Source organism: Bradyrhizobium sp. AZCC 1693 (assembly GCF_036924745.1).
Taxonomy (GTDB): Bacteria; Pseudomonadota; Alphaproteobacteria; order Rhizobiales; family Xanthobacteraceae; genus Bradyrhizobium.
Genome location: NZ_JAZHSD010000001.1, coordinates 863,283 through 888,034, shown reverse-complemented (window position 1 = coordinate 888,034; position 24,752 = coordinate 863,283). Strand labels below are relative to the sequence as shown.

Annotated in this window: 26 protein-coding genes; 11 read left to right on the top strand and 15 right to left on the bottom strand. The window is 62.8% G+C overall.

Annotation, left to right across the window (positions count from 1 at the left end):
• Nucleotides 1–171: 171 nt before the first annotated feature.
• Nucleotides 172–387, top strand: coding sequence for a hypothetical protein (locus V1293_RS04420; RefSeq protein ID WP_334507027.1), 216 nt, complete (start codon nucleotides 172–174; stop codon nucleotides 385–387).
• Nucleotides 388–456: 69 nt separating this feature from the next.
• Here V1293_RS04420 and V1293_RS04415 read toward each other — a convergent pair whose 3' ends face one another.
• Nucleotides 457–1,071, bottom strand: coding sequence for a bifunctional transcriptional activator/DNA repair enzyme AdaA (locus V1293_RS04415; RefSeq protein ID WP_334507025.1), 615 nt, complete (start codon nucleotides 1,069–1,071; stop codon nucleotides 457–459).
• 46 nt (nucleotides 1,072–1,117) lie between these two features.
• On the opposite strand from V1293_RS04415, the gene V1293_RS04410 reads away from it, so the two are divergent.
• Nucleotides 1,118–2,347, top strand: a complete 1,230-nt coding sequence (locus tag V1293_RS04410) for an MFS transporter (RefSeq protein ID WP_334507023.1) — start codon at nucleotides 1,118–1,120, stop codon at nucleotides 2,345–2,347.
• Here V1293_RS04410 and tgt read toward each other — a convergent pair.
• A complete protein-coding gene (gene tgt / locus V1293_RS04405) occupies nucleotides 2,344–3,477 on the bottom strand; it encodes a tRNA guanosine(34) transglycosylase Tgt (RefSeq protein WP_334507021.1) in 1,134 nt (377 codons plus the stop codon). The genes V1293_RS04410 and tgt overlap by 4 nt on opposite strands.
• Before the next feature lie 173 nt (nucleotides 3,478–3,650).
• Between tgt and V1293_RS04400 the strand changes: the two genes are divergently transcribed.
• From V1293_RS04400 to V1293_RS04385, 4 genes are all read left to right on the top strand, one after another.
• On the top strand, nucleotides 3,651–4,829 hold the full coding sequence (locus V1293_RS04400; RefSeq protein WP_334507019.1) for a patatin-like phospholipase family protein: 1,179 nt from the start codon (nucleotides 3,651–3,653) through the stop codon (nucleotides 4,827–4,829).
• 136 nt (nucleotides 4,830–4,965) lie between these two features.
• Nucleotides 4,966–5,706 (top strand): TetR/AcrR family transcriptional regulator, encoded by a 741-nt coding sequence (locus tag V1293_RS04395; protein ID WP_334507017.1) that lies wholly within the window; start codon nucleotides 4,966–4,968, stop codon nucleotides 5,704–5,706.
• A gap of 276 nt (nucleotides 5,707–5,982) precedes the next feature.
• Nucleotides 5,983–6,588 (top strand): PepSY domain-containing protein, encoded by a 606-nt coding sequence (locus V1293_RS04390; RefSeq protein WP_442894208.1) that lies wholly within the window; start codon nucleotides 5,983–5,985, stop codon nucleotides 6,586–6,588.
• A gap of 246 nt (nucleotides 6,589–6,834) precedes the next feature.
• Nucleotides 6,835–7,860 carry an aspartate-semialdehyde dehydrogenase gene (locus V1293_RS04385; protein ID WP_334507013.1) on the top strand — a complete coding sequence of 342 codons (1,026 nt, stop codon included), beginning with the start codon at nucleotides 6,835–6,837 and terminating at the stop codon, nucleotides 7,858–7,860.
• Between the two features lie 184 nt (nucleotides 7,861–8,044).
• Here the strand turns inward: V1293_RS04385 and V1293_RS04380 are convergent, their stop codons facing one another.
• The 8 genes from V1293_RS04380 to coaD all read right to left on the bottom strand — a co-directional run bounded on the left by V1293_RS04380 (nucleotide 8,045) and on the right by coaD (nucleotide 13,512).
• Entirely contained in the window at nucleotides 8,045–8,332 is a 288-nt protein-coding gene (locus tag V1293_RS04380; RefSeq protein ID WP_334507011.1) for a type II toxin-antitoxin system VapC family toxin, read from the bottom strand.
• On the bottom strand, nucleotides 8,332–8,577 hold the full coding sequence (locus tag V1293_RS04375; RefSeq protein ID WP_334507009.1) for a type II toxin-antitoxin system VapB family antitoxin: 246 nt from the start codon (nucleotides 8,575–8,577) through the stop codon (nucleotides 8,332–8,334). Before V1293_RS04375 ends, V1293_RS04380 begins: the two co-directional genes overlap by 1 nt.
• Nucleotides 8,578–8,703: 126 nt before the next feature.
• The gene (locus V1293_RS04370) at nucleotides 8,704–10,014 is read right to left on the bottom strand and encodes a PQQ-dependent sugar dehydrogenase (RefSeq protein WP_334507008.1); all 1,311 of its coding nucleotides are present in this window, start codon (nucleotides 10,012–10,014) and stop codon (nucleotides 8,704–8,706) included.
• A gap of 295 nt (nucleotides 10,015–10,309) precedes the next feature.
• On the bottom strand, nucleotides 10,310–11,386 hold the full coding sequence (queA, locus tag V1293_RS04365) for a tRNA preQ1(34) S-adenosylmethionine ribosyltransferase-isomerase QueA (RefSeq protein ID WP_334507006.1): 1,077 nt from the start codon (nucleotides 11,384–11,386) through the stop codon (nucleotides 10,310–10,312).
• Between the two features lie 139 nt (nucleotides 11,387–11,525).
• The gene (locus tag V1293_RS04360) at nucleotides 11,526–11,990 is read right to left on the bottom strand and encodes a peptidylprolyl isomerase (RefSeq protein ID WP_334507004.1); all 465 of its coding nucleotides are present in this window, start codon (nucleotides 11,988–11,990) and stop codon (nucleotides 11,526–11,528) included.
• Nucleotides 11,966–12,406: a hypothetical protein gene (locus V1293_RS04355; protein ID WP_442894207.1), complete on the bottom strand. Its 441-nt coding sequence runs from the start codon at nucleotides 12,404–12,406 to the stop codon at nucleotides 11,966–11,968. Before V1293_RS04355 ends, V1293_RS04360 begins: the two co-directional genes overlap by 25 nt.
• A gap of 4 nt (nucleotides 12,407–12,410) precedes the next feature.
• On the bottom strand, nucleotides 12,411–12,953 hold the full coding sequence (locus V1293_RS04350) for a peptidylprolyl isomerase (protein WP_334507002.1): 543 nt from the start codon (nucleotides 12,951–12,953) through the stop codon (nucleotides 12,411–12,413).
• Between the two features lie 61 nt (nucleotides 12,954–13,014).
• Nucleotides 13,015–13,512 (bottom strand): pantetheine-phosphate adenylyltransferase, encoded by a 498-nt coding sequence (gene coaD, locus V1293_RS04345; RefSeq protein WP_334507000.1) that lies wholly within the window; start codon nucleotides 13,510–13,512, stop codon nucleotides 13,015–13,017.
• A 278-nt stretch (nucleotides 13,513–13,790) separates the two neighbouring features.
• Here coaD and V1293_RS04340 point away from each other — a divergent pair, with 278 nt between their 5' ends.
• Entirely contained in the window at nucleotides 13,791–14,048 is a 258-nt protein-coding gene (locus tag V1293_RS04340; protein ID WP_334506998.1) for a hypothetical protein, read from the top strand.
• A gap of 123 nt (nucleotides 14,049–14,171) precedes the next feature.
• Here V1293_RS04340 and V1293_RS04335 read toward each other — a convergent pair whose 3' ends face one another.
• A complete protein-coding gene (locus tag V1293_RS04335; protein ID WP_334506996.1) occupies nucleotides 14,172–14,954 on the bottom strand; it encodes a GntR family transcriptional regulator in 783 nt (260 codons plus the stop codon).
• Nucleotides 14,955–15,177: 223 nt separating this feature from the next.
• Between V1293_RS04335 and pcaB the strand changes: the two genes are divergently transcribed.
• Together pcaB and V1293_RS04325 are read left to right on the top strand one after the other, a co-directional pair.
• Nucleotides 15,178–16,527 (top strand): 3-carboxy-cis,cis-muconate cycloisomerase, encoded by a 1,350-nt coding sequence (gene pcaB / locus V1293_RS04330; protein WP_334506994.1) that lies wholly within the window; start codon nucleotides 15,178–15,180, stop codon nucleotides 16,525–16,527.
• Nucleotides 16,528–16,558: 31 nt separating this feature from the next.
• Nucleotides 16,559–17,554 carry a Bug family tripartite tricarboxylate transporter substrate binding protein gene (locus tag V1293_RS04325; protein ID WP_334506992.1) on the top strand — a complete coding sequence of 332 codons (996 nt, stop codon included), beginning with the start codon at nucleotides 16,559–16,561 and terminating at the stop codon, nucleotides 17,552–17,554.
• A 271-nt stretch (nucleotides 17,555–17,825) separates the two neighbouring features.
• Here V1293_RS04325 and V1293_RS04320 read toward each other — a convergent pair whose 3' ends face one another.
• Together V1293_RS04320 and V1293_RS04315 are read right to left on the bottom strand one after the other, a co-directional pair.
• Nucleotides 17,826–18,968 carry a CapA family protein gene (locus V1293_RS04320; RefSeq protein WP_334506990.1) on the bottom strand — a complete coding sequence of 381 codons (1,143 nt, stop codon included), beginning with the start codon at nucleotides 18,966–18,968 and terminating at the stop codon, nucleotides 17,826–17,828.
• A 24-nt stretch (nucleotides 18,969–18,992) separates the two neighbouring features.
• Nucleotides 18,993–20,000 (bottom strand): ribonuclease Z, encoded by a 1,008-nt coding sequence (locus V1293_RS04315; protein WP_334506988.1) that lies wholly within the window; start codon nucleotides 19,998–20,000, stop codon nucleotides 18,993–18,995.
• A gap of 105 nt (nucleotides 20,001–20,105) precedes the next feature.
• Between V1293_RS04315 and V1293_RS04310 the strand changes: the two genes are divergently transcribed.
• Complete coding sequence (locus tag V1293_RS04310; RefSeq protein ID WP_334506986.1) at nucleotides 20,106–20,414, top strand: hypothetical protein; 309 nt, start codon at nucleotides 20,106–20,108, stop codon at nucleotides 20,412–20,414.
• An 11-nt stretch (nucleotides 20,415–20,425) separates the two neighbouring features.
• A complete protein-coding gene (locus tag V1293_RS04305) occupies nucleotides 20,426–20,875 on the top strand; it encodes a YbhB/YbcL family Raf kinase inhibitor-like protein (protein WP_334506984.1) in 450 nt (149 codons plus the stop codon).
• Nucleotides 20,876–21,144: 269 nt separating this feature from the next.
• Here the strand turns inward: V1293_RS04305 and V1293_RS04300 are convergent, their stop codons facing one another.
• Nucleotides 21,145–21,861, bottom strand: coding sequence for an alpha/beta fold hydrolase (locus tag V1293_RS04300; protein ID WP_334506982.1), 717 nt, complete (start codon nucleotides 21,859–21,861; stop codon nucleotides 21,145–21,147).
• A gap of 77 nt (nucleotides 21,862–21,938) precedes the next feature.
• Nucleotides 21,939–24,668, bottom strand: coding sequence for a DNA gyrase subunit A (gene gyrA, locus V1293_RS04295; RefSeq protein ID WP_334506981.1), 2,730 nt, complete (start codon nucleotides 24,666–24,668; stop codon nucleotides 21,939–21,941).
• Between the last annotated feature and the right edge of the window lie 84 nt (nucleotides 24,669–24,752).

Genomic DNA, 24,752 nt, shown 5'->3' with positions numbered 1-24,752 from the left:
CAGCGCGATGCGCAAGCCGGAATCGCCGGGGCGAACAGTTCGCTGCATTGCAAAACAAGAACGTCGCTAAATATCGCGAAATCAACGCATTTGTGTTGCGACATCGTCAAAGATTTCGGAGTATACTTTCGTAGTGAGCTGACCTGAGGTTCAGATCGCACGGAGGTCACGATGCGAGCTATCGCTGAAATCCTGTCCGCCGTAGCCTATAGGCCCGATCCGCGCGGCTGTGATTTGCCGACGTGCCCCGTGTGTGCCGACACCATGGTTGCTGCGGAAGCTTCCGCCTACCTCAACGACAACGTGATCAGCTATCTCTGGACCTGCGATACCTGCGGTTACGGCTTCGTGACTAAACATTCGGTCAAGAGGTTCGCCTGTAATTGATTCAAACTATCGTGGAGCAATGTCACCGCGCGCCCGTTCGGCGCGCGTTTGTTTTTGGTCCTGAAATTTCTAACCGTTCCGTTGCGCTCGCCGGATCTCGGTTGGGGGGCGCCTGTACACCTCCGCAAAGACCGCATTGAATCGGCGCAGGCTGCGGAACCCAGCTCGCGATGCAATCTCGATCATCGGCAATTTGGTATCGTCCAAAAGTCGCTTCGCCCGCTGCACACGCGTGGTCTTGGCAATCTGACCGGGGCTGGCGCCGAGATACCTGTCGAACAATCGGCATAAATGCCGCGTCCCGACGCCAACGCGATCGGCGAGCGCTTCAACCGACGCATTATCGAGTGCACCCTTGCTGATCAATCGCACCGCGCGCTCGACGGTCGTCCGTGAGCCATTCCATGCCGGAGAGAATGGCGCTGTCTCTGGCCGGCACCGCAAGCACGGCCGAAATCCAGCGCGCTCCGCCGCCGCTGCCGATGGATAAAAGGACACATTCTCCGCTTTGGCGGGGCGAACCGGGCAGACCGGGCGGCAGTAGATGCGTGTTGTCCTGACACCAGAAAAGAACTGACCGTCAAATCGTCGGTCACGACTGACGCGCGCCCGCTCGCAGGCTGCTACGTCCAGATTTCCAACCCTGGTTTTTCCCGACGACCGAGTCCGATTGCGGCGAGCCATCGCACACTCCTGATGCTACCTCGTGCCCATCTTATGTTTGGGGAGAATGGAAACAATGGTCGTCGCGGGCCGATTCTTTGGATGGTCGGTTGCCTGGTCGGCATTCGCAATCGCCGTGTTTGCCTGGGGCATCGGGTTCTATGGCCCTTCAGTGTTTCTGCAATCGCTGCATCAAACGCGGGGCTGGCCGATCTCACAGATTTCGTTTGCCGTCACCGTCCACTTCTTGCTCAGCGCAATCGTCATTGCCTGCTTGCCCGAGATACATCGCAGGGTCGGAATCGCCAAAACGACGTTTCTTGGCGCGGTCCTCACGGCGGCTGGCCTGATCTTGTGGTCCAACTCACGCGAGCCGTGGCAGTTGTTCGCCGCGGCAATCCCGAGCGGGGCTGGTTGGGCCATGACGAGCGGCGCAGCGCTGAATGCGATCGTGGCAAGATGGTTCGATCGTGATCGGCCGATCGCAATAGCGCTTGCGTTCAATGGCGCCAGCGTCGGCGGCGTGCTGTTCGTGCCGCTGTGGGTCTATCTGATACGATCGATCGGATTTCCGTCCGCCGCACTTCTCGTCGGCGGCTGCATGGTCGCCACGGTTGCTTATCTCTGCGTCAGGTTCCTGGTCAAATCTCCCGAAGACGTGGGGCTGGCGCCAGACGGCGACGCATCGCATCAGGCGAGAGCAAAGCCGCAGCCGAGACGGACTCGCATCGAGATCGTTCGATCTGCGCGTTTCATCACGATTTCGGCAGCTTTCTCGCTCGGTCTCTTCGCGCAGATCGGCCTGCTGGCGCACCTGGTCGCTCGCCTTACGCCGGAGCTTGGAATTGAGCATGCCGGGTTTCTTGTCAGCCTGGCGACGGTATGTGCCGTTATTGGCCGGACCGCGGCCGGCAAGTGGATGGGCGAACATGATCGCCGGTTCGCGGCGACCGCCAACTTTGCCGTGCAGATCGCCGGTGTCCTGTTGTTGACTTTAGGTCAGGGATCGCTGGGTCTCACGCTTGGGTGCGTTCTGTTCGGTCTCGGCATAGGCAATCTGACTTCACTCCCTCCATTGATCGTACAGAAGGAATTCGAACGCGAGGATGTCGCCACCGCGGTGGCGCTGATTATCGCGATCAACCAGGGGGTATTTGCATTCGCACCTGCCATCATTGGCGCGATGCATGACACGACAGCCAATTATCAGTTACCGTTCGCGCTCATTGCCATGATTCAATTTCTGGCAGCCGTCATTATCCTGCTTGGCCGGAGGTCCACACGCGCTCCGGCCTAGCGCGGCGGTATATCGCCCTTGGTCCAGTCGGCGCGCGTACGTTCGCGGAAGCTGGCAAAAGCACCCTGTGAAATCGCTTCGCGCATGCCCCGCATCAGGTGCTGGTAATACGCCACGTTGATTTCCGACAGCAGCATCGCGCCGAGCGTCTCGCCCGACCGGACCAGATGCTGCAGATAGGCGCGGGAATAGTCGCGCGTCGCGGGCCATTCGCTTTCCTCATCGAGCGGCCGCGGATCGTTGGCATGGCGGGCGTTGCGCAGGTTGATCTGGCCGAAGCGGGTGAACGCCATGCCGTGGCGCCCGTTCCGGGTCGGCATCACGCAGTCGAACATGTCGATACCGCGCGCCACGCTTTCCAGCAGATCCTCCGGCGTGCCGACGCCCATCAGATAGCGCGGGCGATCAACAGGAAGCGCCGGCGCGGTTTCCTCGACCATCGACAGCATCACCGCCTGCGGCTCGCCGACCGCAAGCCCGCCGATCGCGTAGCCGTGGAAGCCGATCTCGACCAGTCCGCGCGCGTTGGTGTGGCGCATTTCGGGAATGTCGCCGCCCTGCACGATGCCGAACAGCATGTAACCATCAGGCGCGGTCTCGAACGCCCGCTTGCTGCGCTCGGCCCAGCGCAGCGACAGCCGCATCGCGCGCTCGATGTCGTCGCGACCGGCCGGCAGCCGTACGCACTCGTCCATCTGCATCGCGATATCTGCCCCCAGAAGACGCTGCACCTCGATCGAACGCTCTGGCGACAGCTCGACCTTGGCGCCGTCGATATGCGAACGGAAGGTCACGGCCTTCTCGCTCACCTTGCGCAGGTCCGACAGCGACATCACCTGGAAGCCGCCGGAGTCCGTCAGCATAGGCCCGTTCCAGCCGGTGAAGGTCTGCAGGCCGCCGAGCACTGCGATCCGCTCGGCGCCAGGCCGCAGCATCAGATGATAGGTATTGCCCAGCACGATATCGGCGCCGGCATCGCGTATCTCACGCCAGTGCATGCCTTTCATGGCGCCTGCGGTGCCGACCGGCATGAAGGCAGGCGTCTGCACCACGCCATGCGGCGTGGTCAGGCGGCCGGTGCGGGCAGCACCATCGGTGGCGAGCAATTCGAAATGATTGGGAAGACTCATGGCGCTGCTTATTGCGTGCCGGGAACGGCCAATCAACCGCCTAGTGCACGCTCCGGGCGGCCAGCGCCCCGCGCCGGACACAATTGAGCCGCCCCAGCCTTCGGCTTTTCGCTTGTTAAATAAAACGATACCGTATAGTTCTATTAACCTGTGTGTGTGATAGCTGACGGCAAATGCCCTTCCCCTCTTTCCAGACCGGATCAATCCTCTCCGACAGCCGGATCAGGAGGACAGGCTCACGCCTGCTCAGGTCGGCCGTCCTGCTGTGCAGCCTCGCGCTCGCCGCCTGCACGTCCCTGCCGCGGACGCCCTACAGCGCTGCGGATGCCTCTGGCTCCCGCGTGCTCGATATCGACGGCCTGCGTCGCTACACCGACGAGCCCGTCACAAAATTCCGTTTCGAGAAGGACGACCTCTCCTCAACCAAGACCTATCTCGCGCTTTCCGGCGGCGGCGCCGATGGCGCCTATGGCGTGGGCGTGTTGAACGGCTGGACCGCGGCCGGCACCCGCCCGACCTTCTCGGTCGTCTCAGGCGTAAGCACCGGCGGCCTGATCGCGCCCTTTGCGTTTCTAGGCTCCCAATACGACGACACGCTGAGGGAGGTCTACACCAGCGGCATTGCGGAGAGCTTGCTCGATGATCCCAGCATCATCCGCGTGCTGTTCGGATCCGGCCTGTTCGGCAACAAGCGGCTGCGCGAGTTGGTGGCCCGCTATGTCGGGCCGGAGATCCTGGCCGCCGTTGCACGCGAAAATGCCAAGGGCCGCAAACTGCTGGTGGTGACGACCGATCTCGACACCCAACGCACGGTCGTTTGGGACATGGGGAAAATCGCCGCGGTCGGTTCGCCCGAGGCGCTGCGCCTGTTTCGCGACGTGATGGCGGCCTCCGCCAGCATTCCCCTGGTCTTCCCGCCGATCCTGATCGAAGCCGAGGGCCAGGGCCGGCGCTTTGAGGAGATGCATGTCGACGGTGGCGTAACCGCTCCGGTCCTGACGCTGCCGGATGCCCTGCTCTTCCAGGGACGTCTGCCCGGAAACAGCCGGATGAACATCTACGTCCTCGTCAACAAGAAGCTCGAACGAACTTTTGAGCTCGTGTCCAACAGCACGCTCGATGTTGCCTCACGCAGCCTGTCGTCGATCACCCAATCCCAGACGCGCTCGGTGATCTTCTCGACCTACGATTTCGCCAAGCGCAATCGGTGGGGCTTCCATCTGTCCTATATCGAGCGCGACTATCCAGCGTCGCGCTCGGAGGGATTCGACACCGCCTATATGCGCGCCCTTTATCAGCATGGCTATGAGAAGGCTGCGTCGGGCCACGCCTGGACCTCGACGCTTCCGTGAGCCACGCAGGAGCGGAACGACGACCTGCCTGGACTGTTGACGATATGGCCAATTCGGCCAGATTCGCCATGACGCCCCGCTTGCTGCGCGTTATAGAGCAATGACTGTTATCACGACCGCGCAGGAATCAATGGGCATGGGATTGACTGCGACCAAGGCCAGACCGGCCAGACGAGACGTCCCGAAATCACGCGGCGGCCGGCCGACGAAAAGCGCCGCCATCGAGCGCGATCAGCGGCTGATCGAAGTTGCCACCCGTCTTTTTCTGGACCGGGGCTACGATGCGACCTCGCTTGATGCGGTTGCGGAAGCAGCCCGGGTCAGCAAGCCCACCGTCTATTCGCGCTACGGCGACAAGCGCGGGCTGTTTGCCGAGGTGCTGAGGCGCGAGATTGCGCGCTGGCTTGCTCCGCTTGCTGAAGCGGCGGAGGCGCAGATCACGCGTTCCTCGGACATTTCGGTCGAGCAGCGCCTGATAGAGGTCGGGCGCGAGATGCTGACGTTCACCTGCGGCCCCGATGCCGTCGCGTTCAGCCGCATGATGACGTCACAGGCCATCAACTTTCCCGACATTGCCAAGCTTGGCAGGGAAGAAGGCTGGTTGAAGGCCGTTTCCACCACCGCGCGCTTCTTTGATAAATTGGTCGCGCAAGGCGCCATGGACGTCGAGGATACCGGCATCGCGGCTGAGGTCTTTCTCGACGTGGTCGTCGGTCACACGCACCGCATGGCGACGTTCGGAACGCCGCTGGAGATGAAGTCCGCCGAAAAGCGCATGCGCTTGGCGATCAGGCTGTTCCTGGCCGGTGCGCTTGGGCCGCCGAGCCGCGTTCAGTCCATCCCCAAGGGAACCATTCGGCGACGCCCCTCCCGCTGACAATTCCGTGAGAACGGAATTTCACGTGCGGTACGGCATGGAGGCATCCTTGACCAAAACAAAACGATACGGTATGGTTTTGTTACAAGCGAAGTGCGGTCCTGCTTTTCACCAGTCCCAGCGGGGCGCGCGCCGCTTCGATCGCCGCAAACGACGGTACGTTTGCGACGTTCCGCGGCCGATCCGTATGCCTCCAAAGGGTCGGCCGCGCTTTCTTTCGAGACGATCCGGCCCCCTTCGCCGGCAGAGACAGGCTCAAGGATGGAGACTGCAAGCATGCATGCCCCGAGATGTTGGAGACAATTGCTTGCAGCCGCCCTGGTGGCGGTCATCCTCCCTGCCCCCCTCTATGCTGTCGCGTCGTCGACCGGCGAGCCAGCCTCGCTCCGCAATGAGGCCGAGGAGAGCGCTGCGTCCGACCAGCAGGCGGTCAACCGCGAGCTTGAGCTCTTCCGTGGCTCGGCGATCTCGCTCAGCCAGGCGATGGCGATTGCCGAGTCCCTGCATGCCGGTGCGATGACTGCCGATGTCAGCTTCGACGGCGCGTCGGGTTCACCGGTCTACCGGGTAAAGACCGTTCACCACGACCGCATCCGGCAACACGCCATCGACGCCACGACTGGCAAGATCGTCGGCGGCGAAGCCGCCCTGCCCCTGAAGGAGCTCGATGCCGAGGATCGCAGCAACCTCGTTGCACTCAAAACGATCCGGCACCGCCTGGCGGATGCCATTCGCGTGGCCGAGCAGGCGGCGGCCGGCAAGGCAATCAGCGGCGGCCTGATCCGCGAACGCGGCCGGCTGAATTTCGCGATCGTCGTCATGAGTGGCAGCGACCTGAAGGAGGTGATCCTCGAGCCTCCTGGCGCCGCAGGTCGGCGATGACGGGGTCCGTCTGTTGAAGCCCGGATGAGGCTAAAAACCGTTGACGGCGGCGCCAAGCTGCCGCATAAGTCCGCGCCATGACGACTTCGACCAAAGCGACCGCGAAAACCAAAGCACCCTCCGGGGGCTCGGGAGCCGTGCGCGCGTAGTCGAACGATCGCATTATCTGAACCGAAGCCCCGCCTGAAAAGGACCGGGGCTTTTTTATTGCCCGTAAGCCATGATGCTCAAACAGAGGATAGACCCGTGAGCCACGAACCCGTTGTAGCCATTGCCGGCGTAACCGGCGCTGTCGGCGCCGAATTCATCGCCACCATGGACAGGCGCGCCTTTCCCGTCCGCAAGCTCAAGGCGCTGGCCAGCGCCCGGTCGGCGGGAAAGACCATCGACTTCCGCGGTGAGAGGATCGTGATCGAGGAGCTCACCGAAAGGTCGTTCGAAGGCGTCGACATCGCGCTGTTCTCGGCAGGTAGCGGCACCTCGCGAAAATTCTCGCCCGCGGCCGTCAAGGCCGGTGCAGTCGTGATCGACAATTCCTCGGCCTTCCGCATGGACCCGAACGTGCCGCTGGTGATCCCCGAGATCAACGCGGGCCGCATCCGCGAGCACAAGGGCATCATCGCCGTCCCGAACTGCTCGGCGATCACGGCGCTGGTGCCGCTGTGGCCGATCCACAAGGCCAACCGCATCAAGCGCGTCATCCTCTCGACCTATCAAGCGGCGAGCGGCGGTGGCGCCGCCGTGATGCAAGAGCTGGTGGAATCGACCCGCGCCTATCTCGACGGCCGGCCGTTCGAACCCAAGGTGATTCAGCACCCCTACGCCTTCAACCTGTTCAGCCACAACACGGCTGTTGATCCCGAGACCGGCTACAACGACGAAGAGACCAAGGTCATCAAGGAGACGCGGAAGATCTTCGAGGACGAAAAGATCGCGATCGGCGTCACCTGCGTCCGCGTGCCGGTACTGCGCGCGCATAGTGAGGCGATCACGTTCGAATGCGAAAGGCCGATCACCGAGGATGAAGTCCGCGCCATCCTGTCGAAGGCACCGGGCGTCAGAATCGTCGACGACCGAGCGAAGAACTACTTCCCGATGCCGATCGATGCGTCAGGCCAGGACGACGTCCTCGTCGGCCGTATCCGCAAGGATCTCAGCGATGCTAGCGGCCACTCGATCTCGATGTTCGTGTCGGCCGATCAGCTCCTCAAGGGCGCGGCGCTCAACGCGATCCAGATCGCGGAATTGCTGCCACAGCGGGCGATGGCGTGAGGAGAAGGTCGGCTCGCACAGCGACTCGTAGCCGCAAAGGGGCTCGGCGCGTTCGCGCCGGGCCCACCGTCGGTCCGTCAGATCGCGGCGGACAAGACATCAGTTCGGGCGAAGTCGCCGCCCTTGAACAGGAGGGGCTGCAAGCGGGCCTTCGCCAGCGCATAGGCGGCACAATCGACAATGTTCAATTGGGCCGGATGACCCTGACCCTTGCCGAACGTCGGAACGCGTCGAAAGCGGCTCTAGCCATTTCGCCATCAAATGACACGACGACAATTCCCGCCTTCTCCAGTAGCTCGTCGAAAAGATCGACGGCCTCCGACCCAAGACGCGCAAAGAGAACGACCTTGGTTTCGAGGACGGTTACGGCCGAAATTAACAAGCTGTCGGCACCGAACATTGCCGTACGATAACGCGATCCATCCGATTCATTCGCGATGGCAGCAATGATCGCGGAGGTATCGAGAACCATCAGGACGGCAACCCGAAGCGGTCATAACCCATGATCTCGTCCGCCGGCCGGGGATCCAGAACACGCAGGCGAGACGCCTTTTCGAAGAACGAATCCATTGCAGCTCTTCGGTCGGTTGGAATTGGCGATGCAACGCGGGACAGCCGCTCCTCAATTGCGCGCTCCAAAGCCGTTTCGACATCCTCGCCGGTGAGGCGAGCAAGCCGCTGTACGAGTTCATCTACCTTCGCAGAACGGATGTTCATGGGCAGCCCGATCTCAATAAGGTGGGAATTATACCACGGCGGGAGGTTCCGGTCACTCTCATGTATGGCGATCCCCGTACCCTCGCGGAGTTGCAACGCCTGCTGACATAAGCGTCGCAAGCCGGCTCAGCCCTGTTGATCGCCCGTCACGCGCCAGATGACGTTGCCGACATCATCCGCCACCAGCAGCGAACTGTCGGGGCCGAGCGTGACGCCGACCGGTCGCCCGTAGGAGACCTTCTCGTCGGGCGCGAGAAAGCCGGTCAGAATATCCCGCGGCGGACCCGACGGGCGCCCGTTCTCGAACGGCACGAAGACGACGGCGTAGCCGCTGAGCGTGCTGCGATTCCAGGAGCCGTGCTGGCCGATCACCATGCCGTCCGGAAAGCCCGGCAGCGTGCCTGATGGCATCCAGCACAGGCCGAGCGAGGCGGTATGGCCGCCGAGCGCGTAATCCGGCTGAATCGCCTTTGCCACCATGGCCGGATCCTGCGGCACGCGATCGTCCACCGTCTGGCCCCAGTAGCAATAGGGCCAGCCGTAGAAACCGCCGTCGCGCACTGAAGTCAGGTAGTCCGGCGGCGTCTCGTCGCCGAGCCCGTCGCGCTCGTTGACGACCGTCCAGAGCACGTTTGTGTTGGGCTCCCATGCCAGTCCCACGGCGTTGCGCAGGCCACTGGCGAAGATGCGGCTCGTGCCGCCGGGCAGATCGAGCTCATAGATCGCGGCGCGGCCTTCCTCCACTTCCATACCCATCTCGGCGATGTTGCTGAGCGAGCCGACGCCGGCATAGAGCTTTTTGCCGTCTGCGCTCGGCAGCAGGCTCCGCGTCCAATGCCCGCTGGGCTTGAACGCCACGAGTTTCCGCCCCTCGGCCGCGATGCGGTCTGCGCCCGCCACATATGGAAAGGCGACTACGCCGTCGGTGTTGCCGACATAGAAGGTGTCGCCGACCAGCGCCATTCCGAACGGCTGGCTCAGCCCTTCCATGAAAACCCCGCGTCGTTCGGCAACGCCGTCGCCGTCGCGATCGCGCAACAGGGTGATACGGTCAGCGCTGACGCCGAGCGCCGCGGCACGCCGCATCGTCGCCTGCATCGCATAATGGAACACGCTCCTGGGCGGTCCCGCGATTTGCGTCGCCTCGGCGATGAGAACGTCTCCGTTGGGCAGCACGTTGATCCAGCGCGGGTGGTCCAGATCCTTCGCAAACGCGTTGACCTTGAGCCCGGGTGCCGCGGTTGGCTTTTGCCCGTCGCTCCAGCCCTGGGCCGTCGGCATCTTGAGCGTCGGGATGGCGCCTTGCGGCTTCGCCTCCGGTATAGCCGGTGCGTTGCCCCATGCCGGTGCAGGCGCAGATCCCTGCAGACGGCGCCACAACAGCGCGACGGCGCCGATCAGCGCGACGATGCGCGCAAAAATACCCGACATGTTCATGAAGCTCTCCAGATGATGGCGCGCACCCTATCCGACGGCAGGAACCGTTGGAACCTCGCCGTCGGCGCGCAAACTTGCCGGCACCTATGCGTTTTCGCGCGAAAGCAGCTGCGACCGCCGGACACCCGCTGCGCAGATGAGTGAGAGACCGGTAGTACTACGATCTTGGCGACATCGGGCGAATCGCAGAGACACAACCGTGGCGCTTCTTTGTCAGAGCGCTTCCTCCCTGAAAACTTTGCCCGCCCTCATTGGCGGGCTTTCTTTCAGGATGCGGGTGTAGCCCCGGCCCGCCCTAGTGCTGTCCACGAAACAGCAGGCAGGCATCGCCATAGGAATAGAACCGGTACCCCGCCGCAATCGCATGCGCGTAGGCCTGCTTCATCGTGTCGAGACCGGAGAAGGCCGACACCAGCATGAACAGCGTCGAGCGCGGCAAGTGGAAATTGGTCATGAGAATATCGACCGCGCGAAAGCGATAGCCCGGCGTTATGAAGATCGAGGTCTCGCCGTCGAACGGCTGAATGGTGCCGTCCTCGGTCGCAGCGCTCTCCAGTAGCCGCAGCGACGTGGTGCCGACCGCGATGATGCGCCCGCCTTTGGCGCGCGCGGCGTTCAACGCGGATGCGGTATCGGCCGATATCGACCCCCACTCGGCATGCATCCTGTGCTCGGAGGTTTCCTCGACCTTGACCGGCAGGAAGGTCCCTGCCCCAACATGCAAGGTCAGCCGGTGCAGTTCGACGCCGCGGCCGCGCAGCGCGGCTTCCAGCTCAGGCGTGAAATGCAGGCCCGCCGTCGGCGCCGCGACCGCCCCCTCGTTGGCGGCGAACATGGTCTGGTAGTCGGCGGCGTCGCGATCGTCGGGCGTGCGCTTCGAGGCGATGTAGGGCGGCAGCGGTGGCGTGCCGAGATCGGCGATGGCCTGATCCAGCGCCGGCCCGTGAAACGAAAACGACAGCGTGATCTCTCCCTCGTCGCCCTTGGCCTCGACCTCGGCGTCGAGATGGCCGAGCAGGCAGACCTTGCCTTCATTGCCGAAGCGAACGATGTCTCCGGGCGCGAGCTTCTTCGCAGGCTTGACCAGCGCCTGCCAGCGCGAGCCATCAAGGCGCTTGATCAATGTCGCGTCGATCTTCGGCTCGGTCTCGCGGCCGATCCGGCGGCCTTTGAGCCGGGCGGAAATCACCTTGGTGTCGTTGACGACGAGCTGGTCGCCAGGCTGCAGCCATTGCGGCAGCTCGGCGACGCTGCGGTCATGCAACACGCCATCCGGCTGTACCACCAGCATGCGCGCGGAATCGCGTGGGCTTGCAGGCCGCAGCGCGATGCTCGTGGCGGGGAGTTCGAAGTCGAAGAGATCGGTGCGCATGGCGCGATGCGCTCCAGCGTGGCGCAGTCAGGTCATTCCGGGGCGCATCGAAGATGCGAACCCGGAATCTCGAGATTCTCCGATGCGCAATTGCGCATCGTAGTTCACGCTTCGCGTGCCCCGGAATGACGGCGTCAAATCAAGCCGCGTCGACGGCCATCCGCGCTTTCACGATCTTGTCCGGATTCTGCACCGGCTCGCCGCGCTTGATCTTGTCGACGTTCTCCATGCCGGAGGTGACCTTGCCCCAGACCGTGTACTGGCCGTTGAGGAAGGAGGCGTCGTCGAAGCAGATGAAGAACTGGCTGTCGCCGGAATCCGGGCTCGCGGCGCGGGCCATCGAGGTGGTGCCGCGCACATGCGGTTCCTTGTTGAATTCGGCCTTCAGCTTCTTGCCGGAACCGCCGGTGCCGGTGCCGTGCGGGCATCCGGTCTGCGCCATGAAACCCTCGATCACGCGATGGAACACGATGCCGTCGTAAAATCCCTCGCGCACCAGTTCCTTGATCCGGGCGACGTGACCCGGCGCCAAATCGGGGCGCATTTCGATCGTGACGGGGCCCTGGGTGGTTTCAAGGATCAAAGTATTTTCTGTATCAGCCATGCTCTTTTCTCTTCAGGTTTGGGTGGACGTTTACGGGATCTGAAAGTGACCGCCAAAGGCCGGCCGGCAACCGCACCGCCCAGTCCCTCGGTAAATGGCAACGGCGCACAGCGTTGCAATGTTTCCATTACGGCAATTCGATACGCAACCCGGTCGTTATCGCTGGCGTTTGCGGATTCATAGGTAATCCGGGGTTGACCGAGAATGGCGCCTGCGCGGTTGAAACTGACAATAACCGTGATGTCCATCGGGTTGGCGCGCGAGGCAGGCGGCGGCTGCCAGCACGAATACAATTTGGCGAAGACATCCTTGATTGTGTCGAGCTGCTGCGGCTGGGCCTGCGCGTACGCCGCGGACGCAAGCCACACGACAGCGGCGGCAAACCAGACAGACGGCTTGCGGCGCGCCGAAATCATGGCCTCACTTGACGTCTGATGCGACCTGCACCTTCACCATCTTGTCGGGATCGGCGACGGGCTCGCCGCGTTTGATCTTGTCGACCACATCCATGCCCGACACCACCTCACCGATCACGGTGTACTTGCCGTTCAGCGACGCGCCTTCGGCGAACATGATGAAAAATTGCGAATTGGCCGAATTAGGATCGCTCGTACGAGCCATGCCGACGATGCCGCGCTTGAACGGCACGTTGGAGAATTCGGCCGGCAGGTTCGGATGTTTCGAACCGCCGGTGCCGTTGAAATTCTTGCCGTCGCCGGTCTGCGCCATGAATCCCTCGATCACGCGATGGAACGGCACGTTGTTGTAATAACCTTCGCGCGCGAGCAGCTTGATACGCTCGGCATGCTGGGGCGCAAGGTCGTTCCGCAGCTTGATCACGATGCGGCCCTTGGTGGTGTCGATCACGATCGCATTCGCCTTGTCGAGATTGGCGGGCAGCGGCTGGGCGATGGCGGGAGCCACAAGAAACAGCGCGGCGAGAACGGCGAGAATTCGGATCATGAAAGCTCCGGATCGAGAGGTCGGGGAAGACGGATGTGGTGAGCGCGCTATTGCGAGAACGCTATTGCGAGAACTTGGCCTTCAGGCTCGCGGCAATCTGGGGCGGCACGAAGGCGGAGTAGTCCCCGCCCATCCCGGCGATCTGGCGCACTAGCGTGGCGGTGATCGGGCGGACGGCCGGCGACGCCGGGACGAACACGGTGTGCACCTCCGGCGCCATGGCCTCGTTCATGCCGGCAAGCTGCATTTCGTAGTCCATATCGGTTCCGTCGCGCAGTCCGCGAATCATGATCGTAGCGCCGACCTGCCGCGCCGCAGCGACGGTGAGGTTGTCGTAGGTGGTGCAGTCGAATGCGCAGCCTGCCTGTTGCGCAATCGGCTCACACACCGCCCGAACCATGTCGAGCCGCTCCTCGGTCGAAAACAGCGGCTTTTTGCCGGAATGGACGCCGATGGCGACAATCAGGCGGTCGCATAGCGTCACGGCGTGCCGGAGCACGTCCAGATGGCCGTTGGTGATGGGATCAAATGAGCCGGGATAGAGCGCGATACGGGGCATAGGTCCCCCTCTACCCCGCCCCGGGCGGCCCGGCAAGCCGGGCGCAGTTCCCTCCCGGGGCGGCTTTTTATTTCCGATCGGCCATTGAACGAGTCCCGGCACCAAAGCGTCTCCCTGGGCGAGCCGGCAATGTTTCGTCCGCCACTGGCCGACGAAACAAAACTCGGCCCGGACGAAACCATTTTCGCAACTGGCGAAGACGGCCGGAAACCTGCGCTGGCTACAAGTCCACCCAACGAAACGACGGGGCCGCCAAGGCCCCATGACAGGGGACCGTCATGATCAAGGCTTTTTCCGCAATCATTGCTGCTGCGTTCATTGCCGCCGCGCTGACCGTATTGCCCGGCTTTGCCCCCCAGGTCGAAGCCAGCGTGCCGCAGGCGCTTGCCAAGGGCGACCGGCTGGATATCCGTACCGTCGGCAAGGATTGCTCGCAGCAGGCCTGGCCGAATTTCGAGGCGTCCTGCCTTCGCGCCGCCGGCTCCAAGTCGCTGGTAAAGGAAGCTCGCCTGGTGACCGCCGACCGCACCCCGTAACAGGGCAATTTTCGTTCCGACCCCCACCTCCAAGCAACCGCAGTATTGGCGAGTAGGGATGCCCCCCTCCTCGCCATTTGCGTTCTGGCCGCCTTGGCTTGGGCCAAGCCTTTCTCGCCCGCCTCAGGCGCGCGATCTTGTCTTGCCGGAAGATCGCGTCGCGCGGCCGTCCGCGGTCGCTGGATTGCCGACGCGCTTGAGCACCGACGTCACGACGTACCGGCCGGCGGGATGGATGCTTTCCGATATCTCGAACAGGCGGCCGTGCGAATCCAGATATCGGCGGATGACTTCGAGCGCGGGCGATCCGGCTTCCGCCCCCAGCGCCTTGGCAAACTCGTTCGCAATCACGGTCGCCGCAACGGTTTGGTGCACTTCGGAGGCGATCACGCCGTAACTGTCCGCAATCATGTCGCAGACCAGGCGGCGATCTTTTCTGATGCCGCTCACGGCATCCGCATAGTTTTCCTCGACATAGCAATCGACCCAGGCCAGCGGCGGGCTCTTGGGCTTTGTCGATGCTCGAACATAGGCGATCCGCAGCCAGCGCGAGCCCGGTTGACAGCCAAAGCGCCGTGCGGCTTTGCGGTCCATCACGACGGTGTCGATGTTTCTGATGTCGCGATCCGTCGCAGCAGCCAACGCCACGAGATCGCTCAATGAGCCGAGCGTCTGCTGAAAACTCTCTTGCGGACGTTCGCGCGTCTCGACCCGCGTGCCGGATCCCTTGCGGCGCGAAACCGCCCCAAGCTCGGTGAGCCGACGCATCGCCGCACGCACGGTCTGCCGGCTGACATCATAGCGCGCGGCAAGCTCCAACTCGGTCGGTATCAGCCCGCCGACGGGGTACTGCCCCCGGTGGATCGCCTCCAGCAGATCGCGGGCGATATCCTCGTAAATTGGCATGTCGAAACAGTTCTCGCGGTCGGAGTGCTCCCTATAGCGTTTTCGAGCGAAGTGGACACCGGTTCGCGTCAAGAAAACGCGTCAAAACAACAATCTAGAGCTCGGTTCTGATCAATCAGAACCGAGCTCTACCACGACTTCAACGGACCGGCACCCGCACTTGACAAATTTGTACGTATCAATCATATGGCCGTACATATTAACAGGGAGTGAAGCGACGCCGGTGGCCAGCACCCTCTTCGACAGCGTCCTCTATCGCGACGTGTTCTCGACACCGGCCATGCGGGCGGTGTTTTCCGACGAAGCCCAGCTCAGGGCCTATGTGCAGGCCGAGGTGGCGCTTGCCGTGGCGCAGGGCGAGACGGGCGTGATTCCGCAAGAGGCGGCGCAGGCGATCGCGCGCCAGGCCCCGACCATCGTACTCGATAGCGCGCAGTTGAAACGCGACACCGAGAACGTCGGCTATCCCATCGTCGGCCTGGTGCGCCAGCTTTCAGAGCATCTCGGCGAAGCCGGCCGCTATGTGCATTGGGGGGCGACCACCCAAGACATCATGGACACGGCGACCGTGCTGCAACTGCGCGAAGCGGCTGCGCTGATCGAAACCCAGCTCGCCGAAGTCATGGCCACGCTTGCCGATCTCGCCCGCCTCCATCGCGATACGCCGATGGCAGGGCGAACCCATCTGCAGCAGGCCCTGCCGATCACGTTTGGGCACAAGGTTGCGATCTGGCTTTCGGCACTGCAGCGCTCGGCCGACCGGCTCGAACAAGCCAAGCCGCGCGCGCTTCAGGCGCAACTCGGCGGCGCGGTGGGAACGCTGGCTTCACTCGGCGAACGCGGACTGGATGTGCGTGCCGCCTACGCGCGCGCCCTCGGTCTCACTGAGCCCGACATCACCTGGCATGTCGCACGCGACGGGCTGGTCGAACTGGTCCAGACGCTGGCGGTGATCTGCGGCGCGCTCGGCAAGATCGGCTACGACGTCATGATCCTGATGGCGACCGAGATTGGCGAGGTGTTCGAACCCTTCGCCTCGCATCGCGGCGCATCATCGACCATGCCGCAGAAGCGCAACCCGATCTCGTCGGAAATTCTGCTGGCGAACGCAAAAATCTCCCGTGACGCCGCTTCGCTGATGCTCGACGCCATGGTGCAGGATCTCGAGCGCGCCACCGGCCCGTGGCATGCCGAATGGATGGCGTTGCCGCAGGTCTGTCTTCTGACGGCCGGCTCGCTCGCGCAGGCGCAATTCATGCTCTCCGGCCTGATCGTCGATCCGGCGGCGATGAAACGAAACCTGCATTCCACCCGCGGACTGATTGTGGCCGAAGCAGTCATGATGGGGCTCGCCCCCGCGCTTGGCCGTCAGCTTGCGCATGACGAGGTCTACGCCGCCTGCCGCGACGCGTTCACGCGTGGTGAGCCACTCCTCGATGCATTGCTCAGGCGGCCGGCGATCGCATCCGCCCTGCCCCGCGATCAACTCGCTGCCCTGTGCGAGCCATCGAACTATCTCGGAACGGCCGGGGCGATGGTGGACCGCGTGCTCGCGCGTCAAATCAAACGATAAACAAAATAATCAACATTGGGAGGATCTATTTATGGCGTCGCGAACTCTTGACCGCCGCGCAGTTACTTTTGGTCTGGCTGGCGCGCTTTGCATGCCGTCGATCCTGCGCGCCCAGACGAACTACCCGGACAAGCCGATCACCGTCATCGTGCCATTCGCCGCCGGCGGGCCGACCGACGCCATCGCGCGCATCTATGCCGAATTCCTTTCGCGTGATCTCGGACAGACGCTGGTGATCGAAAACGTTGCCGGCGCCGGCGGCACCATCGGCTCGACCAGGGCCGCGCGCGCGACACCTGACGGCCACACGATCCAGATCGGCCAGGCCGGCACGCACGTGTCGAGCGTCGGGCTTTACAAGAACCTGCGCTACAACCCGATCACGGATTACGAACATCTCGGATTGCTCGGCGACCTTCCGCAGGTGCTCATCGTCAAGCGTGACCTTCCGCCTGATAACTTCAAGGCATTCGTGGATTATGTCCGCGCCAACGAGGCCAAGCTCAACGCCGGCACGGCCGGACCCGGCTCGTCGGCGCACATGGGCGCGGCCATGCTCAACGTACGGCTCGGCACCAAGGTCAATCTGGTTTCCTATCGGGGAACGGGCCCTGCGATGAACGATCTCATCGCGGGCCAGATCGACTACATGGTCGAAGTGTCGCTCACGGCGCTGGCCCAAATCCAGGCGAAAACCGTGCGGCCGCTGGCTGTGTTTCGGTCGGCGCGGATTTCCACTCTGCCCGAGGTGCCCTCCACCAACGAGTTCGGCGTCGATGGCCTCGACTTCCCGGTCTGGCTCGGATTCCTTGCGCCCAAAGGAACGCCGCAGCCGATCGTGGAGCGGTTGAACGCCTCGATCCGCAAGGCAACCCAGGATGCGACCTTGCGCGCCCGCCTTGCCCCGCTCGGCCTGGAAATGCCAGAGGACGCGACCAATACCCCGACTGGCTTCCGCGACTACGTCCAGTCGGAAATCAATCGCTGGGTGCCGCTCATCCAGAAGGCTGGCCTGACAATTGATTGATGCCCGCGCGTGGCCCGGATGGAGCGCAGCGCAATCCGGGAACGGTATCGCCAACGGATAGGCTGATCCCGGGTTTCGCGGAGCCTGTCATCACTACGCGAGCGCAATTGCGCTCGTCGCGGGGCGCGCATTCGCGCGACCCGTTGACCGGGCTAATCAGAAGGCCGGCGGCGTTAGCCGCCGTTCTCGCTTTCGCCATTCTCCCCATCGTCGGCTTTCGGACAACCGCAGACTTTGGATCACCCCCCCGCGACGAGCAACCCGCTGGCGCTTAACTCCTGGCTGAAGCCACCACAAGCTGCCGTTCCGCATCAAAGGAGACCCTTGTTCCGAACTGCTGACATTCCCCATCGAGTATCTGCTGGATCCATTCAATGTCCCGCCACGTTGGAATGGAGAGACGAAAGTTCTTGATCTGCAGGGGAACCAGTTTGAGCGCATGGAGGCTTCCGCTGGTCGGATCCAGGTCGGCGAAATACATCAAGGCAAGGTCGTCACGGTAGCGCTCGTAACCACCGATACCTTCATAGTCGTTCAGGAAATCACCGCAGCCATAGAGAATGAGGCGGTCTCGATAGATTTCGATCGCTCTCGGATGATGCGAAGAATGCCCGTGAACGATCGACACGCCTGCCTTGTCGATGAGGGCCCGGGCCAGAATTTTCTGCTCATTGGGAATATGATATCCCCAATTGGATCCCCAATGGATTGAAACGACGACGAGATCGCCCGGCCTCCTGATCGCCATGACCTGGTCGGCGATATCAGACACACTCGCCTCGGAGAGGTCAGGCAGCAAGTTGACGCCTGGAGCATCTGACGTCGCAGCCCAATCGAGCGGGATGCCGCTCGATGTCGATCCGAACGAAAAGATCAAAAGCCGCGCTTTGCCAAGGTTCAGCAGCGCGGGTGCGCGCGCTTCATGATCGTTGCGTCCTGCGCCCGTCGCCTTGACGTTCAGTTTCTGCAGAACAGTCAGCGTCTCCAGCAAGCCGGCGCGGCCCCAATCGAGCACATGGTTGTTGGCCAATACGCAGCAGTTGATCCTGGCCGCCGCGAGACATTCTGCATTCTCGGGGCTCATGCGGTAGTTGATGCCCTTGTTCACGCGGTCGTGGCTGCGGGTCACAGCCGTTTCGAGATTGATGATCCGCGCATCCGGCTGCATGCGCTCCAATTGGCCCAGTGCGGCGCCCCAAACGTAGGACGACCCGTTGCGCCGCGGGATGGGCCCGTTCGCCTGCTCGGCGAGTTGCACGTAATCCTCCGCGGATCGCAGGTAGCGTTCGTAAATCTCGGGGCTGCAGGGCTGCGCCAATACCTGGTCGATGCCGCGACCGCACATGACATCTCCGCATAGAAAGAGCCGCACCGACTTCCTGTGCGCAGCCGGCAAATGTCTTCCCTCGGGCATGAAATACTGCTCCAGCAGTCCGCGTCAGGCGTGAGATCCCCTGAATGCCGCCATCACCTCGGCCAGCATCCGCTCCTGCTCACCCGAATAGCGCGGAGAAAAGTGAAACGGCTCGACGCGGCGCACATTGGCCTCCCGCGCAATTTCTCCGGCAGCGGTGGTCGTAAGATGGGCCCGGTCCGTCGCCAATCCGGCGTCCGCCCTGGCAAATGCGGCCTCAATGAACAGGATGTCCGCATTCTCAACGAGCGCCACGATGGCGGCACGATTGGCCGGCGTGTCGGCGACATCGGTAACATAGGCAATTTTCTGACCGGCAGCGACCGTCAAGAGATCACGCAGGCTGCCAAGTGGTACAAGACGATCACCCGATGTCGCCGGTCCGTCGATATGGACCAAATGATCGTCCGCGCGACGCTCGACAACGGCCTTCTTGAGGGAGCGCAACCACGGACCAACGGGAAGTCCGCGCTCCGACAATCGGTTCTTCCAGACGTTCACATGCGCCGCTTCCTGCAGGGCAAAGGCAAGGCAGGGCGTGCCGTGTTCAAGGATCGCGGCCGACACGCGATGGGTCGGCTCGTCGCAGAGTACGCCGGCAAGGTTTTTGTGTGAAACTGATGGCTCCGCGGTAAACGCCTTCTTCAGGCGGAACCGCGTGGTGGACATGGAATTCGGCGTTTCGAATTCGCTCACAACGAAAACAAGATCGCAAGGATAGGTTTCGACCAGATTCCATCGATAGGCCTGAAGCTTGTGAAAGACGCGCTCCGCGAAGCCGGGTGGACCGTAGAGTCGCACCGTTTTCTCGCGCCCGACGAGCAATCGGAGCAGATGGTCGAAGCCAACGAAATGGTCGATATGCGCATGCGAGACGAAAATTTGGTCGACACGTCGTATCTTCCGCGCTGACAGCGAAGCAATTTCTCCGACATCGAACAGCAGGCTGTGCTTTTCGAACAGCGTCTCCACATAGATCGTCGGGTCGCCGTATCGACCGTTGACGAGGGTCGGATGGAAGATCGGTCGCATCGCAGGCTACTCTGCCGCAGCGGGTTTTCCACGCATCTCGGGCGTCACTCTGCCTTAACCGCGCAAGGCCCTTTTGTATACCAGGCTGATTTTGGTCAATGTCCGATGAACTTCCCGGATTTAGTCAGAGTTATTGGATTCTGCACCGGGCAAGGTCGAGCCAGACCGTCGCAATCTGATCGCGCCGTGCCAGGCACCATCAAGGCCACGCGGACAGTATTGTGGGGTGACCGATGGTTTCTGCGCCGCAGCGCGATTAGAATTGAGATCGGCGATCCGGTCCTGCCCGCAGGCATCGATTTTCAACCGATCGTTCGGCTGTGCGACCAGGTGCGGCAATCGATGTTCACTCACCGCGGCGAGCCGGATCTGGAGGAGCTCGCCAAGCCCAAGCCGATGTCTCCTGCAGCCTGATGGAGAGAGCCATGAAGCTCGTTTCAAACGCCTTCGCCGACGGGGCAGCAATTCCTCGACGCTTCACCTGCGATGGAGAAAACCTGTCGCCGCCTTTGCAATGGTCCGGCGCGCCTGCCGAAACGCGAAGTTTTGTCTTGCTCTGCGACGATCCCGATGCGCCAGCCGGCACATGGCATCATTGGGCGGTTTACGATCTTCCGCCAGTGCTAACGGAGCTTGCGGACGGCGCCGCGCAGAACACAAACTTGAAGCAGGCGGCCAACGATTTCCGGAAAGTGGGCTATGGCGGCCCGTGCCCACCTCACGGCCATGGACCTCATCATTATCACTTCCGGTTGCTCGCCCTCTCGACGGACCATCTTCCGGCAAAAGCCGGTGCGTCCTGCCGTGATATCGAGAGAGAGGCGCGCAAGCACGCGATCGCAGAAGCGATCCTCGTCGGTTGGTATGAGAGATAGGGCCGGCAGAACGCCAGGACCAGTAGACAAGGAACGACGGCGTTGAATAGAGACCGCGCGGATATTCGCGCGCGAGCTTGCGAGCGCGCAATTTCGGCTGATCGGCTTTACGCCGATCGCGTAGCCCGCAGCGAAGCGAAATCCGGGACCGGTATCGCCAGCGGATAGGCTGATCCCGGGTTGCGCGGAGCCTGTCATCACTACGCGAGCGCAATTGCGCTCGTCGCGTGGCGCGCATTCGCGCGACCCGTCGGGCTACGGCCAGCTGACTAATGCTTCCCGCCGGGAACAAGTTGATGCGACATGGCGAGAATCGCGTTTGCCGTCTCTGCCGGATGATGCGTCGGATGCAAATGCGTGCCTTGCAGGCTCGCCGTTGGCCAGCCGCGTCGTTGCGCCTCTATGGTTGCGTGATCATAGATCGCTGAAGTCTGGATGAAACCGGCAGGGATATGCTCCCAATCGGCGAGTTCGATCGTGTCGTCGAACCAACCGATGTGCATCCGTGGAAGTCCACTTTCGAATCGGGCGAATGCCGCCGCGTCGCGCACCAAAATATCCAGACCGACAAGAGACATACGCTGCCTATCGCGCGCAAACCATCTCGACCAGACCGGAAGCATGCCGTCGGGTTCGACGAGGCCCTTGATGAAATCGTGAAGGGCGGGCCTGACCGGGAAGGCTGCGCCTCGCGATGGAGGCACATCCCCGTCCACAATGATTATTCCGCGCACGGGCAGCTTCGTCGCGAGATCGGCAGCCAGCGCACTTGCCGAACTATGACCCACCACAATTGGTTCATCGCCACCGGTGACGTGATCCAGAAGCTGAGAGGTCCATGCGCGCCAGGCAGGCGGCGAATGATGATGGGCCAAGACGTCAGGCACCTGGACATGACATCCCGCCGCCCGCAGGCATTCCGCCGTTGGTTCCCAGCTTGAGGCTCGGACCAGAGGTCCTGCCACAAGGATGAAATGCAAGGACATCGTTTCCCAAAAATCTGGCAACCAGCGAATTGCCTCGAGGGGTGCGCGAGCGCGCGCTCCTCCCGATCACGGCGGCGCTAGCCGCCGTTGCCGTTCTCGCCGTTCTCCCCGTCGTCGCCTATGTGCTCGACGGACACCACATGCTCGTCCTCGGCGGTATCGAACACGATGACGCCTTGCGTCGAGCGGCCGGCGATGCGGATGTCCTCGACCGGGCAGCGGATCAGCTGCCCCTTGTCGGTGACCAGCATGATCTGATCGCTGTGCTCCACGGGGAACGACGCCACCAGCTTGCCGTTGCGGTTGTTGACAGACATCGCGACGATGCCTTTGCCGCCGCGGCCGGTGGTGCGGTACTCGTAAGATGACGTCCGCTTGCCGTAGCCGTTGACGGACACCGTCAGCACCACTTGCTCCTGCGCCGACATCTCGACATAGCGCTCCGAAGAAAGCTGGATCGCGGCCGACGCCTCCTCGGTCTCCGTCTCGGCGGTTTCCTCGGCTGCGGCTTCACCTGCCACCGCGCGGCGCATCTTGAGGTAAGCCGACCGCTCGTCCGAGGTCGCCTCGACATGCCTGAGGATCGCCAGCGAGATCAGCGTGTCGTTCTTGGCCAGCGCAATGCCGCGCACGCCCATCGAAGTGCGGCCCGTGAAGACGCGCACATCGGTGACGGGGAAGCGGATGCACTGGCCGCCGGCCGCCGTCAGCAGCACGTCGTCGTGCTCGGTGCAGATCTGCACGTCGACGATCGCCTCGCCCTCCCCGAGCTTCATGGCGATGATGCCGGAGCGGCGGACGTCGACGAAGTCGGACAGCTTGTTGCGGCGGACGGTGCCGCCGGTCGTGGCGAACATCACGTCGAGATTGGCCCAGGAAGATTCATCCTCCGGCAGCGGCATGATGGTGGTAATGCGCTCGCCCTGCTCGAGTGGCAGGATGTTGATCAGCGCCTTGCCGCGCGCGTTGGGAGCCGCCACCGGCAGCCGCCAGACCTTTTCCTTGTAGACTTGGCCCTTCGAGGAGAAGAACAGCACCGGCGTATGGGTCGAGGCCACGAACAGCCGGCTGACAAAATCCTCGTCGCGGGTCTGCATGCCCGCCCGTCCCTTGCCGCCGCGCCGCTGGGCGCGATAGGTCGAGAGCGGCACGCGCTTGACGTAGCCGGCGTGCGAGACCGTGACGACCATGTCCTCGCGCTGGATCAGGTCCTCGTCCTCGACCTCGCCTTCCTGCTCGATGATCAAGGTTTTACGCGGGGTGGCGAATTCGCCCTTCACCGCCGCCAGTTCTTCCTTGATGATCGCCTGCACGCGGGCACGCGAACGCAGGATATCGAGATAGTCGGCGATTTCGACCGCGAGCTTGTCGAGCTCTTCGGAAATCTCCTCGCGGCCGAGCGCCGTCAGCCGCTGCAGGCGCAGGTCGAGAATGGCCCTGGCCTGCTCCAGCGACAGCCGCGCGGTGCCGTCGGGCGCCATCCGGTGCCGGGGATCGTCGATCAGCGTAATCATCGCTTCCACATCCCGCGCCGGCCAGTCCCGCGACATCAAGGTGTCGCGCGCGGTGGTCGGATCGGGCGAGGTTCTGATGACGCGAATGATCTCGTCGATATTGGCGACCGCGATCGCCAGGCCGACCAGGATGTGGGCGCGGTCGCGGGCCTTGTTGAGCAGGAACTTGGTGCGCCGCGTGACCACCTGCTCGCGGAACGCGACGAACAGCGTCAGCAGGTCCTTCAGGTTCATCACCTGCGGCCGGCCGCCGTCGAGCGCCACCATGTTGGCCGGGAAATTCGTCTGCAGCGGCGTGAACCGGTAGAGCTGGTTCAAAACCACGTCGGGCACCGCGTCGCGCTTCAGTTCGACGACGACGCGGAATCCGTCGCGGTCGGATTCGTCGCGCAGGTCGGAGATGCCGTCGATCTTCTTCTCGCGCACCAGTTCGGCGATGCGCTCGACCATGGTGGCCTTGTTCACCTGGTAGGGAATTTCGGTGACGATGATCGCTTCGCGATCCTTGCGGATGGTGTCGATCGTCACCTTGCCGCGCATCACGATCGAGCCGCGGCCGAGATGATAGGCCGAGCGGATGCCCTGCCGCCCCAGGATGATGCCGCCGGTCGGAAAATCCGGCCCCGGCACGATGTTGATGAGATCGTCGATCGTCAGCGCGGGATTGTCGATCAGCGCCACGCAGGCGTCGATGACTTCGCCGAGATTGTGCGGGGGGATGTTGGTCGCCATGCCGACGGCAATACCGCCGGCGCCGTTGACCAGAAGGTTGGGGAATTTCGCCGGCAGCACCGTCGGTTCACGGTCGCGGCTGTCGTAATTGGCCTGGAAATCGACGGTGTCTTTGTCGATGTCGTCGAGCAGTGTCTGCGCGATCTTGGTCAGGCGGGATTCGGTGTACCGCATCGCGGCCGCCGTATCGCCGTCCACCGAGCCGAAATTGCCCTGCCCGTCGATCAACGGCACGCGCATGGAGAAATCCTGCGCCAGACGCACCAGCGCGTCATAGACCGACTGATCGCCGTGGGGATGGTATTTACCGATGACGTCGCCGACCGTGCGCGCCGACTTGTTGTACGACTTGTTCCACTCAAAGCCGTTCTCGTGCATCGCGTAGAGAATGCGGCGATGCACGGGCTTGAGCCCGTCGCGCGCGTCCGGCAGCGCCCGTGCCACGATCACGCTCATGGCGTAATCGAGGTAGGAGCGTTTCATCTCGTCGAGGATGGAAACGGGACGAATATCGGAAGGCTCCGGCGGCTCGCCGGGCGTGTTATTTTCAGGGTCAGACAAAGGGAAATCCGGTCAGTTCTCAGCTGAGAATCATATAGCGCATCAGGGGTCCAATAACCACCCCGAAGCTGTCTGGAGAAGCGG